The organism is Sphingomonas changnyeongensis, from assembly GCF_009913435.1.
In the GTDB taxonomy this organism is placed as follows: Bacteria; Pseudomonadota; Alphaproteobacteria; order Sphingomonadales; family Sphingomonadaceae; genus Sphingomonas_B; species Sphingomonas_B changnyeongensis.
Genome location: NZ_CP047895.1, coordinates 2,231,402 through 2,247,385, shown reverse-complemented (window position 1 = coordinate 2,247,385; position 15,984 = coordinate 2,231,402). Strand labels below are relative to the sequence as shown.

At 65.4% G+C, this 15,984-nt stretch carries 24 protein-coding genes, 2 tRNA genes and 1 pseudogene; 11 read left to right on the top strand and 16 right to left on the bottom strand.

Annotation, left to right across the window (positions count from 1 at the left end; all coding sequences use genetic code 11):
- Positions 1-25 precede the first annotated feature (25 nt).
- Positions 26-1,762 carry a sensor histidine kinase gene (locus tag GVO57_RS11115; RefSeq protein WP_160593190.1) on the top strand — a complete coding sequence of 579 codons (1,737 nt, stop codon included), beginning with the start codon at positions 26-28 and terminating at the stop codon, positions 1,760-1,762.
- 76 nt (positions 1,763-1,838) lie between these two features.
- Positions 1,839-1,914: transfer RNA gene (locus GVO57_RS11110), tRNA-Ile, on the top strand.
- A gap of 130 nt (positions 1,915-2,044) precedes the next feature.
- On the opposite strand, the gene GVO57_RS11105 is transcribed toward GVO57_RS11110, so the two are convergent.
- From GVO57_RS11105 to GVO57_RS11035, 16 genes are all read right to left on the bottom strand, one after another.
- Positions 2,045-2,452 (bottom strand): tyrosine-type recombinase/integrase, encoded by a 408-nt coding sequence (locus tag GVO57_RS11105; RefSeq protein ID WP_160593189.1) that lies wholly within the window; start codon positions 2,450-2,452, stop codon positions 2,045-2,047.
- On the bottom strand, positions 2,440-3,132 hold the full coding sequence (locus GVO57_RS11100; RefSeq protein ID WP_160593188.1) for a site-specific integrase: 693 nt from the start codon (positions 3,130-3,132) through the stop codon (positions 2,440-2,442). Before GVO57_RS11100 ends, GVO57_RS11105 begins: the two co-directional genes overlap by 13 nt.
- On the bottom strand, positions 3,129-3,398 hold the full coding sequence (locus GVO57_RS11095; RefSeq protein WP_160593187.1) for a helix-turn-helix domain-containing protein: 270 nt from the start codon (positions 3,396-3,398) through the stop codon (positions 3,129-3,131). Before GVO57_RS11095 ends, GVO57_RS11100 begins: the two co-directional genes overlap by 4 nt.
- Positions 3,395-3,526, bottom strand: a complete 132-nt coding sequence (locus GVO57_RS15290; RefSeq protein ID WP_268830432.1) for a hypothetical protein — start codon at positions 3,524-3,526, stop codon at positions 3,395-3,397. The genes GVO57_RS11095 and GVO57_RS15290 overlap by 4 nt, the downstream gene beginning before the upstream one ends.
- Entirely contained in the window at positions 3,523-3,981 is a 459-nt protein-coding gene (locus tag GVO57_RS11090) for a hypothetical protein (RefSeq protein WP_160593186.1), read from the bottom strand. The genes GVO57_RS15290 and GVO57_RS11090 overlap by 4 nt, the downstream gene beginning before the upstream one ends.
- The gene (locus tag GVO57_RS11085) at positions 3,978-4,622 is read right to left on the bottom strand and encodes a hypothetical protein (RefSeq protein ID WP_160593185.1); all 645 of its coding nucleotides are present in this window, start codon (positions 4,620-4,622) and stop codon (positions 3,978-3,980) included. The genes GVO57_RS11090 and GVO57_RS11085 overlap by 4 nt, the downstream gene beginning before the upstream one ends.
- Before the next feature lie 233 nt (positions 4,623-4,855).
- On the bottom strand, positions 4,856-5,116 hold the full coding sequence (locus GVO57_RS11080) for a hypothetical protein (RefSeq protein WP_160593184.1): 261 nt from the start codon (positions 5,114-5,116) through the stop codon (positions 4,856-4,858).
- Positions 5,113-5,502, bottom strand: a complete 390-nt coding sequence (locus GVO57_RS11075; protein ID WP_160593183.1) for a hypothetical protein — start codon at positions 5,500-5,502, stop codon at positions 5,113-5,115. The genes GVO57_RS11080 and GVO57_RS11075 overlap by 4 nt, the downstream gene beginning before the upstream one ends.
- A 76-nt stretch (positions 5,503-5,578) precedes the next feature.
- Positions 5,579-5,794, bottom strand: coding sequence for a hypothetical protein (locus GVO57_RS11070; RefSeq protein WP_160593182.1), 216 nt, complete (start codon positions 5,792-5,794; stop codon positions 5,579-5,581).
- On the bottom strand, positions 5,781-5,969 hold the full coding sequence (locus GVO57_RS11065; protein WP_160593181.1) for a hypothetical protein: 189 nt from the start codon (positions 5,967-5,969) through the stop codon (positions 5,781-5,783). The genes GVO57_RS11070 and GVO57_RS11065 overlap by 14 nt, the downstream gene beginning before the upstream one ends.
- Positions 5,966-7,102 (bottom strand): hypothetical protein, encoded by a 1,137-nt coding sequence (locus GVO57_RS11060; protein ID WP_201752637.1) that lies wholly within the window; start codon positions 7,100-7,102, stop codon positions 5,966-5,968. The genes GVO57_RS11065 and GVO57_RS11060 overlap by 4 nt, the downstream gene beginning before the upstream one ends.
- Before the next feature lie 12 nt (positions 7,103-7,114).
- Complete coding sequence (locus tag GVO57_RS11055; RefSeq protein WP_160593180.1) at positions 7,115-8,020, bottom strand: YqaJ viral recombinase family nuclease; 906 nt, start codon at positions 8,018-8,020, stop codon at positions 7,115-7,117.
- On the bottom strand, positions 8,017-8,343 hold the full coding sequence (locus GVO57_RS11050; protein WP_160593179.1) for a hypothetical protein: 327 nt from the start codon (positions 8,341-8,343) through the stop codon (positions 8,017-8,019). Before GVO57_RS11050 ends, GVO57_RS11055 begins: the two co-directional genes overlap by 4 nt.
- 94 nt (positions 8,344-8,437) lie before the next feature.
- Entirely contained in the window at positions 8,438-8,806 is a 369-nt protein-coding gene (locus tag GVO57_RS11045; RefSeq protein ID WP_160593178.1) for a hypothetical protein, read from the bottom strand.
- 79 nt (positions 8,807-8,885) lie between these two features.
- The gene (locus GVO57_RS11040) at positions 8,886-9,248 is read right to left on the bottom strand and encodes a Rap1a/Tai family immunity protein (RefSeq protein WP_160593177.1); all 363 of its coding nucleotides are present in this window, start codon (positions 9,246-9,248) and stop codon (positions 8,886-8,888) included.
- Positions 9,194-9,802, bottom strand: a complete 609-nt coding sequence (locus GVO57_RS11035; RefSeq protein ID WP_233281349.1) for a S24 family peptidase — start codon at positions 9,800-9,802, stop codon at positions 9,194-9,196. The genes GVO57_RS11040 and GVO57_RS11035 overlap by 55 nt, the downstream gene beginning before the upstream one ends.
- Before the next feature lie 91 nt (positions 9,803-9,893).
- Here GVO57_RS11035 and GVO57_RS11030 point away from each other — a divergent pair, with 91 nt between their 5' ends.
- The 9 genes and pseudogenes from GVO57_RS11030 (at position 9,894) to GVO57_RS10995 (ending at position 15,852) form a co-directional block, all read left to right on the top strand.
- A complete protein-coding gene (locus GVO57_RS11030) occupies positions 9,894-10,127 on the top strand; it encodes a hypothetical protein (protein ID WP_201752636.1) in 234 nt (77 codons plus the stop codon).
- 322 nt (positions 10,128-10,449) lie between these two features.
- A complete protein-coding gene (locus GVO57_RS11025; RefSeq protein ID WP_160593176.1) occupies positions 10,450-10,875 on the top strand; it encodes a hypothetical protein in 426 nt (141 codons plus the stop codon).
- A complete protein-coding gene (locus tag GVO57_RS14645; RefSeq protein WP_201752635.1) occupies positions 10,875-11,030 on the top strand; it encodes a ribosome modulation factor in 156 nt (51 codons plus the stop codon). The genes GVO57_RS11025 and GVO57_RS14645 overlap by 1 nt, the downstream gene beginning before the upstream one ends.
- Positions 11,027-11,674, top strand: a complete 648-nt coding sequence (locus GVO57_RS11020; protein WP_160593175.1) for a methyltransferase — start codon at positions 11,027-11,029, stop codon at positions 11,672-11,674. Before GVO57_RS14645 ends, GVO57_RS11020 begins: the two co-directional genes overlap by 4 nt.
- On the top strand, positions 11,671-12,111 hold the full coding sequence (locus GVO57_RS11015) for a hypothetical protein (RefSeq protein WP_160593174.1): 441 nt from the start codon (positions 11,671-11,673) through the stop codon (positions 12,109-12,111). Before GVO57_RS11020 ends, GVO57_RS11015 begins: the two co-directional genes overlap by 4 nt.
- Before the next feature lie 44 nt (positions 12,112-12,155).
- A protein-coding gene (locus GVO57_RS11010) for an IS3 family transposase (protein ID WP_160593173.1) occupies positions 12,156-13,519 on the top strand; the annotation gives its coding sequence in 2 pieces (ribosomal slippage) (positions 12,156-12,504 and positions 12,504-13,519; 1,365 coding nt in all).
- A gap of 252 nt (positions 13,520-13,771) precedes the next feature.
- On the top strand, positions 13,772-14,212 hold the full coding sequence (locus GVO57_RS11005) for a hypothetical protein (protein ID WP_160593172.1): 441 nt from the start codon (positions 13,772-13,774) through the stop codon (positions 14,210-14,212).
- A gap of 539 nt (positions 14,213-14,751) precedes the next feature.
- Positions 14,752-15,509 (top strand): annotated as a pseudogene (locus tag GVO57_RS11000) (IS5 family transposase).
- Between the two features lie 266 nt (positions 15,510-15,775).
- A tRNA-Pro gene (locus GVO57_RS10995) sits at positions 15,776-15,852 on the top strand.
- Positions 15,853-15,984: the final 132 nt, after the last annotated feature.

Genomic DNA, 15,984 nt, shown 5'->3' with positions numbered 1-15,984 from the left:
TTGCTGGCCGCCAAGGGGTGTAAGGGTGCGATTCGACGACCGTCTGGCAACCGTCCTTGGCCTGCCGGCCTCGGGCAGAACAGAGCGGCTGGCGCTGTGGCGTCAGCTGGTCGATCTGCTTGCGCAGGCGGACCGCACCTCATCGCCCCGCCGCGACGAGGCGCTGGCCCGGCTGCGCGACTGGCGGGGCGAGGTGCCCGATGCGGCGCGGCGCGGCGCAGCACTCGCGCTGGCCGGGGAGGCGGTGCCCGCCGATCTCGTGCATTTCTTTGCCGAGGACGAGGCGTCGATCGCAGCGCCTGTCCTAGCGCGCGCCGCGATGGACGACGAAGCCTGGGCGGTGATGATCCCGCGCCTGTCGCCCATCGCCCGGGCGCTGCTGCGCCATCGCCGCGATCTTGGGCCCAAGGCGCGCCATGCCCTTGATGCCTTTGGCCCCAGCGATCTGATGATCGGGGCGGGGCCGGTGCCTGCCAATGATGCGGCGGGCAGCTCCGAGGACATGGGCATCGACGTGGAAGCGGGCGGTGCAGGCGAGACGGACGCGCTGCCGGACGATCACGCGCAGGCCGACCCCGAAACCGTCCCCGGCAGCCCCGCCGGGCAAACCGAGGCTATGGCCGGCCGGGCTTCTCCGCCGATCGCCGAGCTGGTCGCGCGCATCGCGGCGTTCCGCGAGGGGCGAGCGGACACCGCATTTGCCGCGCCGCCGCCGGCCAGGGTGCGCGAGTTTCTGTTCGAAACCGGGCCTGACGGGGTGATTCACTGGTGCGATCTCGACGCGCGCGGTGCGGTGATCGGCCTGTCAATCGCCTCGGCTGACGAAACCAGCGCGCACGGCGTCGATGGTCATGCGGCGGGGGCATTCCGCCGCCGCGCCTCGTTCCGCGACGCGCGGCTGACGCTCGCGGGCGAGGGAGCGATTGGCGGCGAATGGCGGATTTCCGCCGTGCCCGTGTTCGACCCGGCGATCGGCCGCTTTTCCGGTTATCGCGGCAGCGCGCGCCGGCCCCGGCTCGACGAACGGGCCGAGCTGCCCGGCCTGTTCGGCACCAGCCTGCCCGGCGAGGCGCTGCGCCAGCTGGCGCATGAGATTCGTACGCCGCTCAATGCGATCATCGGCTTTGCCGAGCTGATCGAGCAGCAGATCATGGGCCCGGTCAATGTGCGCTACCGCCAGCTGGCGGCCGAGATATTGGGCGAGGGGCGCGCGCTGCTGGCGACCATTGACGATCTGGAAACCGCCGCGCGGATCGAGGCACGCGCGCTGCGCCTGGCGCCAAGGCCGCTTGATCTGGGCGCGCTGCTCGCCAGCCTCGGCCCGGCGCTCAGCGATCTGGCCGATCTGCGCGGCGTCGCCTTTGCGCTCCGCCTCGCGCCCGATCTGCCGACGATCACCGCCGATCCGGTGTCGACGGAACGGATGCTCGTGCGGCTGCTGGGCGCGATGGTCGGGCTGGCCGGGGCGGGCGAGACCGTCGAGGCGCGGCTCGATCCCGGCATCATCGGCCAGATCCGGCTCAGCGTGTCGCGGCCTGCCGTGCTCGCCGGGCGCGACGAACGCTCGCTGCTCGATCCTGCCCACGGCCCCGATGGCGACTGGCCCGATGCGCCGGTGCTCGGCCTCGGCTTCACGCTCAGGCTCGTGCGCGGGCTGGCCGAGGCGGCGGGCGGACGGCTGGTGATCGAGGCGGAGCGCATCGCCCTGACCCTGCCGGCGGTCGCCGGGGCGGCCGCTGCCGCCGAACTGGAGCAGCGCTGAGCGGTGAACGGCCGCCGCGCGCCGATCCTCCCTTGCCAGTCGCGCCGCCGCTCCGCTATCGGCAGGGTTCCGGGCCGGGCCTGTAGCTCAATGGTTAGAGCTGGCCGCTCATAACGGCTAGGTTGGGGGTTCGAGTCCCTCCGGGCCTACCACCGGACGCTTGCGGCAGGCGGGCGAAACGCGCATGAGGCGTGCGATCCTGTCTGGACGGTCCCGTGTCGGGGAGTAGCGCAGCCTGGTAGCGCATCTGCTTTGGGAGCAGCCCCGCCACACCCCAAAAAGTCACGCTTTTCTGCGGTTTTCATCGGTGGCCTCGTTCACCTGTCGGGGACTATTCGGGGAGTGGGCCGCATCCATGATGCGCCGGAGGTCGTCTTCGATCACGTGGGCATAGCGCGCGGTTGTCGCGATATCGGTGTGCCCGAGCATCCGTTGCGCCGCCTTCAGGTTGCCGCTCGAGCGCACAACCCGGGTCGCCGCCGTGTGCCGGAGGTCATGGAACCGGAAGTCCTCGATTCCCGCGTTGGTCAGCGCACGCCGCCAGTCCCGCATCCAGCCCTGTTTGCTGAAGGGGTATCGCTGCCCCTTGATCCGCTTCGGTCGGCCGGCGCGTGGCGGTGCTGTCCGGCGGCAGTCGTAAGTGAAGACCTGCGGAGCGACCTTCGGGCGGTTCGCGATTATCGCCACCATCCGGGGGTGAGGGGGAAGCTGTGCCAGCCGCCGCCCTTTACGCGGACTTCGGCGCGGCGGCCTGCAAGATCGACCTTGCTCCACAGCAGGGTGATGACCGACGTCCGGCGCTGACCGGACAGCAGGGCGAACTCTGCGACCGCCGCAAGATCATCCGGCAGCTGGGCGAACAGCGCCGCCTCTTCGTCGGCGGAAAGCTCTCGGACACGCTCTTTGGGCTCTTTCAGCAGCAGCTGGCCCCATTCGATCTCCGGCGTCTCATAGGCCTTCAAGGCCGCCAGGTACCGCACGACGCGGCGGAGCAGCTCGACTTCACGGTTGACGCTGGAATCGGCCACGCTCGCCCTCCGGCGCGCGACGTAGTGATTGAGCTCGACCATGCCCAAGTCGGCCAGGGCGGTGGTCTTGCCCAGCCCGGCGAGCAGGTTCTTCAGCTGATAGTTCTCTGTCGCCTGGCTGGCGTGATGCCGCCCGCGCGCCTCCCACCAAAGCCCGAAGGCTTCATCCAGCGTGAGGCTGCGCTTGATGTCGTCTCCGAGGGCGACACGCCGTCTTTCCTCGCGCTCGAACCGTTCGGCGTCGCGCTTGGCCTTGCAGCCGGTGGAGCCCTTGTAACGGCGCCCGCGGAACTGAAACTCGTACACCCAGTAAGGCGAGCGCGGGTCTCGATAGACGCTCATCTCGCCATTGCCGTGAATGGCACGACGTTACCGGGCCGCCGGCGTGCGGGCTGGGGGCGCGCCGATCGGTTCGCCTCCGCCGGGGTGTCGATCTTCGTTCGGCCTTCGATGTACGATTCGCAGTCCTCGGGTCGATACATGATCTTGCGCTCCGTCACGGCGACGTAGCGGATCAGGCCACGCTTGCGCAGGTCGCGCAAGGTGCGCTCGCTGATCCCGAGCCGATCGGCAGCGGCTGCGCTGTCCAGAAGGCGGGGCGATCTCATTTCCGTCGTCCAAAGTTGAGTTCGATGTAGAGGCCGAGCCAGCGCAGCTCGACGCCGCGCCCGTCGACGGAGCTGTCGCACTCGTCGTCGTGGCCGCCCCAGCGGTAGAAGGTGAGGCGGGGGATCATGCGCGCCCTCCCGACGGCGGCCCGCTAATCAGCAGCGGCGAAGGCGCGCCGGACTGGTATTCGAGTGCGATCGGCTCGCGCACCCTGTCGTACAGCGTCTGGCCGTCGGACATGACGACATTGGCCAGGAACGCCTCTTCGACCGTCTCGACGTTGCTGACCACGCTCTCGAACTTCGCCTTAATGACGAGAAGCAGCGCGCGGCCGCGCTGGCGGCGCCATTGCTCGGCGAACCGCACAGGATCCTGGCGGGGGCCGATCATCTCAGCGATCTGGGCGTCTGTCGGGAACGCGACGCGGAATCGGATCATCCGGCCGGTCAGGGTGAACTGCAGCACGAAATGGTCGCCCAGGTCGGCCTGCACGATCTGGGTGCCGCCGCACTTGCGGACGATGCCCACGATCTCGGCGATGCTGTTGTCGAACGGCACCTTGGTGGTTTCGGCGTAGCTCATGCTGCCTCGCGCTCCTCGCTCTGGGCGATGTGATCGCCCCACTGGTCAGCCATGGCGGCGGCGATGCCGGGGAAAAACCGCGACCGTTCGCGCCAGCGGTCAGGCCCCGGAGACATGTGGTGAACGCGCGGCTGGCGGCCCGCCACGATCAGCGTGGGCCGAAGCGGCGGCAGGTTGCGCAGCCACAGGCATGTGCGCTTCGTCTCGCCATGCCCGAACTGCCACGGCTGCACCGACTGCGCCGGTGCGGCATAGTTGCGGATCCGCGCCTTGGCGTGCTTGTGCATCACCGGGTTCTCCACCGCGACATGCGGGATCGGCGCGTTCCACAGCGTCGAGAACAGCGCCGCGCCTTCGTCCAGCTCGGCCCACATTTCGGCACGGGTGCGACCCGGCGGCGGGGCCGACAGCCAGCGCACGCCGCTGTTGCACAGCCGCGTGCAAGGCGGGTGTGCCACGATCAGCAGATCCCAGCCGTCCCCGAGGATGTCGCGCACGTCACCGCGGATGTGCCGATTGCTGCCGCGCTCGTCCGCGAGCAGATCGCAGCTCCAAGCGTCGAAGCCGCGCGCCAGAAACGCATCGCGCACGGTGCCGGAGAATTCGCAGGCGACCAAGACGCGCTGGGGGCGGTCAGCCATGGGCGGCCTCCGGCGCGTTCGCCAGCTCTCTAAGCAGAGCGGCCTCCGTGCTCTCCGCCAGCCTTCTAGACAGAGCCGCTACGATAGCCCGATCACATTCAGGGCAGGTGATATCGCCCACTCGCCAGCCTGTGCCGCGCATTGGGAATACGTGTCGCCTGCCACATGCCGTAACATTACCAGAGCCGCTCGGATCGGCTTTGATCCAGTGGACAACTGCCGATTGTGCTGCGTCAGCCATTGTCCCGGCCCTCCGCGCTGGCGATGGCGATGCGGACCCGGTCCTCCAAAATCGCTGCCTCGTTCGGGCCGCGATCATCCGCATCCGAGAACCGGGCGAGATACTCGGCGCACTCGTCCAGCACATCGATCAGTGCAGACATCGAGTTCATGCGATCGGCGATTTGCTCGGCGGCGCGCTCGCCCCGAGCATCCGCGAAGTGCAGGCCATCGAGCAGCACCTGCTTGCCAACATGGGTGTAAGCGCCAGTCATGCCGCCAGCCTTTCGATCGACTTGGCGATGGCCGCCGCCGCGCGCCTGGCGTCGGTGCGCATCTGATCCTCGATCATGCGCCGGGCTTCGGCCGCACCGAACGTGTTGCGCAGCTTGATGTAGAGCGGACGGAGATCGATCGGGCACCAGCCGGACCTGGTCTGCCGGATCGATCTGCCTGCCTTCGCGCGCGCTTCGGGGGTGCGTGTCGTGGCAATGTTGGCCGCGCCATAACGCCTGCCGCTTTCGCGCCTGATCTCGATCACGACGGGGTCTTTGTGGACCGCCATCAGCCTTTCCATGTGGCGCGCCTTGAACTCGGGATCGGCGAACCGGGCTTTCAGGCTCGCGCTGACCTTGGCCGCACGGTGCGGATCTGCGTGCATCGCGGCGGCGGCGCACCGCCGGCAGTGGCCGGCACCCTTGGCCTCGCAGGCTTCTGGCCGCCGACAATGGGGACGATCAGGCATTCTGCTCTCCCGAGAAGATGATGACGGCATCACGGCCGCCGATGGCTTCAAGCGCGCGCTCGACGGCCTCGCCGAGGCTCGCGGCATCGTGGTCGATGCCGGTCGCCCCGTGGCGAAATCGCGCGCCCGATCGTGTCGCCCGCAGGTGGATGCGCGGCCGGCCGTCGGCGCGCGCCGGGACAGCCGCGCTGCGATTACCCACGACCATGCTCCGCCAGCCGGGCCAGCGCCGCGCCCTTGAGGGGCACGACCAGGCCATTGGCGCGGCTCAGGCGGGCACCATGATCGGCAAGCCTCGCCTCGACCTCGCGCAACTGGGCGACCAGCACCGCCTTCCGGGCCATGAGCCGGCGGACCTCTGCGGCATCGCGGGCCGGGCTCACTTCGCCGCTTCCTTCAGCTTGGCGATCCGCTCCACCGCGCGATCGCGCAGCACCCCACCTTCCTCTTCGGTCAGGCCCGGCAGGAGCGCCGAGACGCGCGAGTTGACGTCCATCGGGGACGTCGCCTGGTCGATCTGATCCAGAGCGTCGGCCAAGGTCACGGCCTCAGCGCGGTCGTCATTCGCATCCCCTCGGTCGCCGTCCGCCACGGGTTCGGACGACGTTGAGGGGCCGGCGGCCGCTGCCGGGGGAGTGGCGGTTTCGGTGGACTGGGGTGAACGGGCGCGGGTCTGCTTGCGAAGCGCCTCTTTGGCAGCCTCGTTGCCGGTCGACTTCGCTTCGTCGGCAGCATCGCCTTCTGCAGGGTCGAACCAGTCGGCGGGAACGGACATGTTGTCGCGAAGGCTCTGGTAGATCTTGCGTAGTGCGACGATCTGCGCTGGCTGGATCGTGTCGAACCGACGCTGAATGCGCGCCTCGAGCTGGTGCTGGCTCACGCCGAACTCGGCGAAGGCGTTGACCATCTTCTGGAGCGCTTCCGGCGACGTGTCAGCCTTGGCGCGCATCGTCGCCTCGCACTGCTGAACCGCCGTGTCGATAACGTCGCCAGGGATCACGGCGAGGATGCACGAGCGCAGCCGACGCGAGCCGTTATTGGCGACGAGCTCGTAGACGTCGCGCGGGTCTTCCAGCTTGTAGGAGCCGCGCTTGGTGTGTCGGGTGTGCGGAACCGAGAAAGTCATTTCGCGGCGGACATTCGTTTCCACGTCCCAAGCGAAGGCCTGAACGACAGATTCGCCGTGCCGCTGCTCGATTTCGCGGATGCCGAACTGAATATTGCCCCAGTTCTGGGCCAGCGCCTCCGCCAGCCGGATCGACGGGCCGGTGATTTCAGAGCCGCCACGCGAGTAGCTGTAGAGCGCGGCCTCGGCCAAACCTTGACGCTGGCACGCATTCAGGATGCGGTCCATCGCGCCGACCTCGTTGCGCGGGTTGGCGCGGGCGATCATCATTGCGGCCTGAACTTCGGCGATCGCGCGCTGCTGATCGGTGTTTGCGACCGCCCCGATGCGGCTGGTCGGCTCGGTAACACCGCCGCCCATCGGGTTCACGATGCGGGTGACTTCGTTCATTGGTGCGTGCTCCTACTTGATCAGAAAGCGCCGGTTCGGCTCGTCAGCTTTGAGGAATGCCGAGTAGATTTCGGGGTGCGCGGCCTTCAGCGCCCTGCTGTCCAGCCGAGCCGCTGCCTTCGCGGCCTTCCACGTGCACAGCGTCGTGCCGTCGCGAGCAACGAGCGTGTCGGCATCGCCCAGCGCGGCCATGATCGTCAGCTTGGCTGCTTCTTCGCGGGCCGCGAGGTCGGCTTGTGCCGCTTTGATCGCCCTCAACTGGTCAACCGCCTCGGCCACCTCCGGGCATGCGATGACAGAATCGGCGCGGCTCTGACGGCCCCAGCGCTTCAGAGCGTCAGCCATGGTTATCGGTTCGGGCGGGTCGTCATCGGTGACGCGGCGCCAGAACTCAGCCTCGGCCTCGACCAGCATTTCGTGCAGCTCGGCATCGGCTTCGACGGTGTAGATGCGAAAGTCACTGCCGCCGATCAGCACCGCGATGTCGGTCACGTCATAGCCGGTGACGGCCATGTAGTGCTGAACCTGAAGCAAATAGCCTTGAGGCACTTCGTCGCTGCCGGGCTCGCCCCAGCCTTCTGCGGTGCGCGCCGTCTTTCCTTCGTAAAGGCGATCGGTCGCGATGCCGTCGAGGTTCGCCAGCATGAACCCGTAGCGCGGGTGGCGAAGAACGCCCTCCGGAAGCGCCACGCTCCGACCGGTGCGGTTCGCATATTCTTGCCGGACGACGGGCTCGAGCAGCGTGCCCCAGCGCATTGGTTCGCTCTCGGCTTGGTCGACGAGCAGGCCGCGCTTGTCGAGGAAGACGTCCAGCGCAGAACGGTAAGGCGACACACCGAGAATGGCGGCAACATCGCTCCCGCCGATGCCGGTGCGGCGCTCGGCAAGCCATGCTTCGCGGGTTGAGATGGCGTTCAAAGGAACTTCTCCGTCGGCTTGAGATCGAACAGGTGATCCGCGTAGCGCCGCGCAACCCGGACGGTTTGGCCGCCCACGGTCATCCACTTCGGCGCGGTCGCTCGGATCAGGTAGAAGCGCAGCGTGACCGCACCGGCAGTGTCGGTGTGCCGGATCATCACGCGCTCACCCTTCAGGTAGAGCGCCGCGGAGGTTTCGAGTGCATCGGCCAGGTTGATCGGTGCCTGCCCTTGATTGAGGCGGGCGGTGCCATCCTCGTTGATGAAGAACAGCTCGAACTCTTCGGCCCGATGTGCGCGGGGGCGGGCAACGGCGGCGCTCACAGCGCGAGCACTCCGACGATGAGCCCAAAGACGGGCACCGCCCAGAGCATCGCCGGCACGACCGCGCGGCGGATCAGGTGGCGAGCATAAGGGGTCATGCCGCCACCCGCTGCGCCGGGGCCGCGCTCAGGCGCCCTGTGAGCCGATCGTAGATGACCCATGCGACGGGACGCTGGGCATAGAACGCCGCATGATCGCAGCGCCCCATGGCCTCGCACTCATACTGATCGCGGATCGCTTCAAGGCGAGCCGGACCGGCACCGAGATAGCGGATGTAGTCGTCGTGGGTGCGGTAGTAGACGCGCCGATGCTCGGCCAGCGCAGGCGGGTTCAGCGCCAGCGCTTCGAGGATAGCCCGCGCCTCGGGGTGATCCCACCAGCGCGCGATGCCCGCCGGGGCATCGTCTTCGACCATCTGGCGCAATGCCCAGTTGCATCCGGGCTGAGTGTTGACCCGCGACATTCGTCCGCTCCCTGGTGATGAGCGAACATTAGTGTGATATTACACACCAAGTCAAGCGGGAAGGTGTGCTATCTCACACTTATTTTTTGGCGCAGGGGTATCCCTCTTTCAAGGCGGTCAAAACAACCACCGCAGCCTGACGGTTCAAGGCGTCTGGGCGGCGCTTCATAAAGTCGACGACGACTTTGCGGCTTTCGCGCATTGTCGTTTGATCCGGCATGCAAAAGACCAGCGGAGCTTCCGCTAAGCCGCTCCCGAGGTAATAGCCGTCGATGACCCCGCCGATAAAGGCGTAGCACTGCATGCCGCGGTCCAGCTCTTTGGCGGTGCAATTTTCGTAGAGTTCAGAGGCGTCCCGGACCGGGGTGGACGGGAGCTCCTCTTGGATTACGGCCGAGGCCGCGAGCGTCGCGGCATAACCCAGAGCACTGGCGTAGCCCATATGACCTCCACATCCATCATGTCAGCGGCGTTCAAGGATCGCAGGGTGTAGCGGCCCGGCATGGTTCCAGGCGCAAGGATCTTCAGAAACGTCCCGCCATCGGCGGTGCAGACCGCGCAATACTCGCCGAGGTATTCCGGCAGCACGCCATCATGATCACGGCGGACATAGATGACGTCTCCCGCCTCGTATTTAGGCAGCATAGAGTCGCCGCTTACTTCGAGCGCCATAAGCCGGCCAGCCGCGAGCGGCGGGCGCGGGACGCACTCAGGCTCGTCAGTTTCTTCGAACAAAATTGCTCCGCCCGCCCCGATCTTACCGAGCAGTGGCACAGGATCGCGCCCAGCTATATGGTCTAAGCTGACGTCAAAGAACTCGGCAAGCTTCACAAGGGTGCCGACGCGGACATCGTGCCGCTTTTCATCAAACAGATCGCGGATAGCCGTTTCACCTAAGCCCGCCTGCTTGGCGAGCGGCTTTCGCTTGATGTCGCGCTTGTCCATGAGGTCTTTCAAGACTGCGCGCACCGCGTCCATGTCGAACCCGTCGGCCATGCCGCGGGTATCGCATGTCGCCGCGAGCGATCGGCAGTCGGGCAATATCACCCGTTGACGGTGTGCAGTATCACACCTTATAACGGGCTGCATGAGCACGCTCCTCGTTGACATCGAAGCTTTCCTGACAGCTCACGACATGTCGCCGACGCGTTTCGGCGAACAGGCGCGTGGCGACCGCCATCTCGTGCGGCAGCTGCGCGAAGAAAAGCGCCGCGTTTGGCCGGAAACAGAGCAGGCAATCCGTCGCTTCATGGCGACCTACCCGAACCATGAGCCTTGGGTTCCGAAGCGCCCCCGCGCGCGTCGCAAGGCCGCAGTATGACCCAGCCGACCGAGCATGACATCCGCCGGATCGTGCGGGAGGAACTGGCCGCAATGATGCGGCGGTGCGCCGACGCGAGTGGCGCCGACTGCAGCAGAGCCAAGTCGGCCGCATGAGCCCGCCCGGATCCTCTGTTTCCCCGTCGGCACTCCCGCTGACACCGCACGGCGTAGGCGTGCGGCACCTGTGTGCTGCGTCGGGCAATGCCCCACCCCCGTGCTCGGCGCAGCACACGTTTTTCCGTCTTTCCCCCATGTCGCCGGAGTAGCCCGTGTCTGACCATTGTGCAGCGGAAGGGTCGCCAATCGTCTCGCGCGATCGCGTGACCGAGACGGTGCGCGCGCTTCTGCAGACCGCGATCCTGATCGAGCGCAAGTTTACGGCCGAGCAGGTCGCTCATCTGTCCGGCCTGAAGCTGCGCGCCATCCGGTCCTATATGGCGAACGATCCGGCAGAGATCCGCGAGACGCCTCTGTCGAGTGCTCTTTCGATTGCAGTTGTCCTGGGCGGCAAGGCCGTGAACTCGATCCTGGCGCTGATCGGTTATGGCGGCGCCACGCCGCTTGATGAGCCCGACGAAATCTCGCCCGGCGTGATTGTTGCCCAGCTGATCGAGCACACCGCGCCCATCGCTCAGGCGGCTGCGGACGGGCGCATCGACCATGTCGAACGACCGATCACCCGCGCCGCGGCCGACAAGATCATCGCTGCCGTTCTGCCGCTCTCCAGCATGGCGGATGCCGGCTGATGGCGGCCAACCATCCCGCGTTCGGTGCTGGCTCGCGCGCTCGCTTTGACGGCCAGCCTTCCACCGCGAACCCGTATCCAATCGGCAGCACGGCCTATCGCGCCTGGGCCAAGGGCTGGAACGAGATCAACGCCAAGCTCGGGAGCGGCCGATGAGCCAGAACCGCTCCACCGCCGTGATGCAGCGTCGTGTCGAGGCGCATGACTCGCTTGAGGATTTCCCGACGCCGCCCTGGGCGACGCGCGCCCTTTGTGAATGGCTGCTTGGCTTGGACATGGATATCTCACTCGACGCGCAGACCGTGCGCGAGCCGGCGGCCAACCGCGGCCACATGGTCAGGCCGCTCGCCGAGTATTTCGCCGAGGTGCGCGCCAGCGATGTCCATGACTATGGCGTCGGCTTTCCCGTGGCGGATTATCTGTTCGGGCCAGCCGATCAGCTCGATCTGACCGATTGGACCATCACCAACCCGCCTTTCCGGCTTGCTGAGCAGTTCATCGCACGCGCTCTCGAGACCAGCCGCATGGGCGTCGCGATGATCCTGCGCACCTCTTTCCTTGAAGGGGTAGGGCGCTTCGAGCGCCTGTTCTCGATCCGGCGGCCGTCGTGGGCGCTGCAGTTCACCGAGCGCGTCGTCATGCACAAGGGCAAGCTTTCGGCCAACGGATCGACGGCGACTTCCTATGCCTGGCTGGTCTGGCAGCATGGCAAGTCCGGGACGCGCCTCGACTGGATAGCGCCGTGCCGCCGGCACCTCGAGCGCGCGACCGACTACCAGAATCAGGATTTGGCGGCGTGAGCGGCGGTTCAGCCCAGTTGCGCCGTTACCGGCGCCTGCGCCGCGACGGTGCTTCGCAGATCGAGGCCGCCATGCGCGCCGGCATCTCACTAGGCGAAGCGAACCTCGTCGACGCCGACGACGCGCGCTGCCCGCCATCTCCCGAAGCCTTCGAACTGCTGGAGATCAGCCGTGACGACACACGATCAGCTCAGGTCGGAGATGGCGCACGACCTGAGGAGCCACCGCGCGAAGCAGCGCGAACGCCGGAAGCGGGCACCGATCATCGCCAAGATGAACCTGATCCGGGCCGAGCTCGGCCTGCCAACGATCAACCCCGAAGGAGCGTGACCATGGGACGTGCCCGAAAGCAGAAGACGGAAGAGGTCGAGGAGCTCGGCCAGAAGGACTTTGGCGTGTCCGCCGTCAGCGCCAATGGCACAGATTTGAGGTTGTGATTTAAGGAGGATCTGGGCTTCGTCGCAGTGACGAAGGAACGAAGATGAAGCCCAGATCCTCCAATGCAAAATCGCCGGTGAAGGCCCCTGCGGAGCGGGTGGTGAAGGACATCCGGCGACAGACCCGACGCCACTTCTCGGCCGAGGACAAGATCCGGATCGTGCTGGAAGGCCTGCGCGGTGACGACAGCATCGCCGAGCTGTGCCGCAAGGAAGGGATCGCCCAGAGCCTGTACTACACCTGGTCGAAGGAGTTCATGGAAGCGGGCAAGCGCCGCCTTGCGGGCGACACTGCCCGTGCCGCGACCACCGGCGAGGTGCAGGACCTGCGTCGCGAAGCCCGTGCGCTGAAGGAATGCGTGGCCGATCTGATGCTGGAAAACCGGTTGCTCAAAAAAAGCATCGTCGCGGATGGGGGCGACGACGAATGAGGTATCCCGCATCCGAGAAGCTCGAGATCATCAGGATCGTCGAGCAGTCACACCTGCCTGCCAAGCGCACGCTGGAGCAGCTCGGCATCCCCCGCCGGACGTTCTATCGCTGGTATGACCGTTACCTTGAAGGCGGGCCGGAGGCGTTGGAAGATCGGCCATCGGCGCCGAGCCGGGTGTGGAACCGCATCCCGGCCAACATCCACGACCAGATCATCGAGCTGGCGCTGGAACAGTCTGAGCTGAGCCCCCGAGAGCTGGCCGTGCGCTTCACCGACGAGCAGCGCTACTTCGTATCGGAAGCCACGGTTTACCGGCTGCTCAAGGCCCACGACCTGATCACCAGCCCGGCCTATGTCGTGATCAAGGCGGCCGACCAGTTCCACACCAAGACCACCCGCCCGAACGAGATGTGGCAGACTGACTTCACCTACTTCAAGATCATCGGGTGGGGCTGGATGTACCTGTCGACCGTGCTCGACGACTTCTCGCGCTACATCATCGCCTGGAAGCTGTGCACCAACATGCGAGCCGAGGACGTCACCGACACGCTGGACCTCGCCCTCAAGGCCTCGGGCTGCGACAGCGCCACGGTGCTGCATAAACCCCGGCTGCTCAGCGATAACGGCCCCAGCTACATTGCTGGCGAACTGGCGGAATACATCGAGGCCCGGAAGATGAGCCACGTCCGCGGCGCCCCGTGTCATCCCCAGACCCAGGGCAAGATCGAGCGCTGGCACCAGACACTGAAGAACCGCATCCTGCTGGAAAACTACTTCCTGCCCGGCGACCTTGAGGCCCAGATCGAGGCCTTCGTCGAGCACTACAACCACCAGCGTTACCACGAGAGCCTGAACAACGTGACGCCCGCCGACGCCTACTGCGGCAGGGCTCCAGCCATCATCAAACAGCGCGAAAGGATCAAGCGACAGACCATCGACCATCGGCGCTTGCAGCACCGCAAGCTCGCCGCCTAACATCAATCCCCAGACGACGCCCGCACTCCGCTAATTTACGCCGCGATCTGTGCCGAATGTCCTGACGACGGACATGCTGCGACGGATCGTACATCCCTGAACATTCTCAAACGGACTCATAGCCACAGCAACGGGCATCCGATACGACTTACGCGTATCTGCAGGAGGTCGTCGATGCGAAAACGCGCCCCAATCCGTCTGTTGAGCTTAGGCAGCATCTTTCTTATCGCGACTAGCTCTGGTGTTTACCCTATGATCGCCGCCGTGAAGGACCAAGAAGCAGGAGAGGGTGCGAAAATCTCTGTACGTCCAGAATGCGATACGCCCGCCGAAGTCGCTGGTGATCTTGTTGTAACGGACCTACCCAAGAATCCCACTGCAATCCGGATACAGCCAGGCGTCGATCTGGCTATTACTTCGATATCGAAAGTGACTGGATCCTGTGTTGACGATCTCTCCGAGGTCAACGGAAGCATCTACGAGTTCAGGGGCCAGGTGGCGGTCGGTTATACAACTCAAGGCGTTGTCCCAGCAAAAGTCGGTTCTGTTTTCAAGGGTGCATGGACACGAGAGGACATGAGGCTGCCGGGTAACGCCGCGAAGTTCGTAATGGCCATTCCCGTACCTTCCCCCCTAGGACCGACCACGATACGTTTTACGTGGGCCTCTGGCGTTACAGAAAGTCTTCTTTGATTGCTTCGTTCGCCGTCTGCAAAGATGGATCTAAAACAAGGCCAAAAATGATCGCCCAGAGCGATGTTCCATTTTCGAAACTATCGATTTTTCCATCGCATCACTATTCTGTCGCAGGACTCTCTCTGCTTTCCGAAATGAAAAACAAATCTCGGACCGTTTTGATGCTCCGTTACTCCTATAGCTTCGACGGCGCTGAAATATGTAATATTGCGAGATAGTCAGAAAGGGCATCAAGCGTGTCTACGGAGACAGAAGACTATAACGATACCATTGTCGTTACTGGTTCTCGGCAAAAATACCACGACTATTGGGGAAGTTGGTTTTGGGTCAGCGGCGCTGGCTTCGCCGGCCCGCTTGATGGGATAGGCGGTGGGGGTGGTGTCCAGTCCTCTCCAGATAGTGCCAACAACGTGGTTCATGTCAACTTCGAGCCGACAGATGGGCAGGCGGCATTAGGGCCAAAACCCAATCAGCCTCTTGAAACTTGCCGCGCACATTGATTCAGGGAGTCTCCGCTGAGGCAGGAGGCTTTGGAAATGTCGCGTTCGTTGTTTTGGCTGTCGGATGAAGCATGGGCTGCGATCGAGCCGCACTTGCCGAAGAACCAGCCCGGAGCGCGTCGCGTCGATGACCGGCGGGTGATCTCGGGCATCGTGCACATGCTGAAGTGCGGTGGCCGCTGGGCGGACTGCCCGCCCGAACACGGCCCTTCGACGACGGTCTACAACCGCTGGAACCGGTGGAGCCGCCGGGGCATCTGGACGCGCATCTTGGCGGCGCTCACTGAGGAAGGCTGGATCGCGGAGACCGGTCAGATCGACAGCAGCTACATCAAAGCCCACCGCTCCGCCGACGGCGCAAAAGGGGGGCGCGGGCCAATGCCATTGGCATCTCGCGTGGCGGCCGGACGACGAAGATCCACGCCCTTGTCGATGTCCTCGGACGGCCCCTCCGCCTCGTCCTGACGCCCGGCAATACCTCGGATGTGAAAGGCGCTGACCTGCTGATCGGCGAAACGGCTGGAATGAAGCGGGTGATCGCCGACCGCGGCTAAGATGCCAACCGCATCCGGGCTGCCTTGCGCGAGCAGGGCACGATCCCGGTGATCCCCGGACGGCGCAACCGCAAGCGCCCGATCCAATATGACGAACGACGCGACAAGGACCGTTGGCGCGTCGAGGCCATGTTCTGCCGCCTCAACGACTTCCGCCGCATCGCTACCCGCTACGACAAGCTCGCCAGGAACTTCCTGTCGGCCATAAGCCTCGCTGCCGCCGTCGCATTCTGGCTCTGATCGAGTCTCGACCCTAGGTGGGTTCAGACGGGCTGCTTTGATGCGCCTCTGGATCTGGTGCAGCGTCGGCGGTCTGGGCGGGGTAGTTGAGTGCCTGCTGTCGGGCTTCCAAAAAACAACCCCGTTCCCGGAACATCCCCAGAACCCCGTCGGGGACTATTCGGGGACTCCCCCTGCCGGCCGCCGCCATCTGCTGCCCGCTGTTGCCGCTCCGGTGATCTCCGATTGACCGTGCCAGAGGGCAGCGCCTAAGGGAAAAGCCGTGTCGGGGAGTAGCGCAGCCTGGTAGCGCATCTGCTTTGGGAGCAGAGGGTCGCAGGTTCGAATCCTGTCTCCCCGACCAACCATGATCCTCGTCGTCCACCCCTTCGGTCCTGGCGATCGGCATGGCTATGGTCGTCGACGATGCGGTGACAGCGACCGCGCATCGATTGTCGCCGGGGCCAGACGTCGCGTCAGCTGCGGTTTTGCGCTA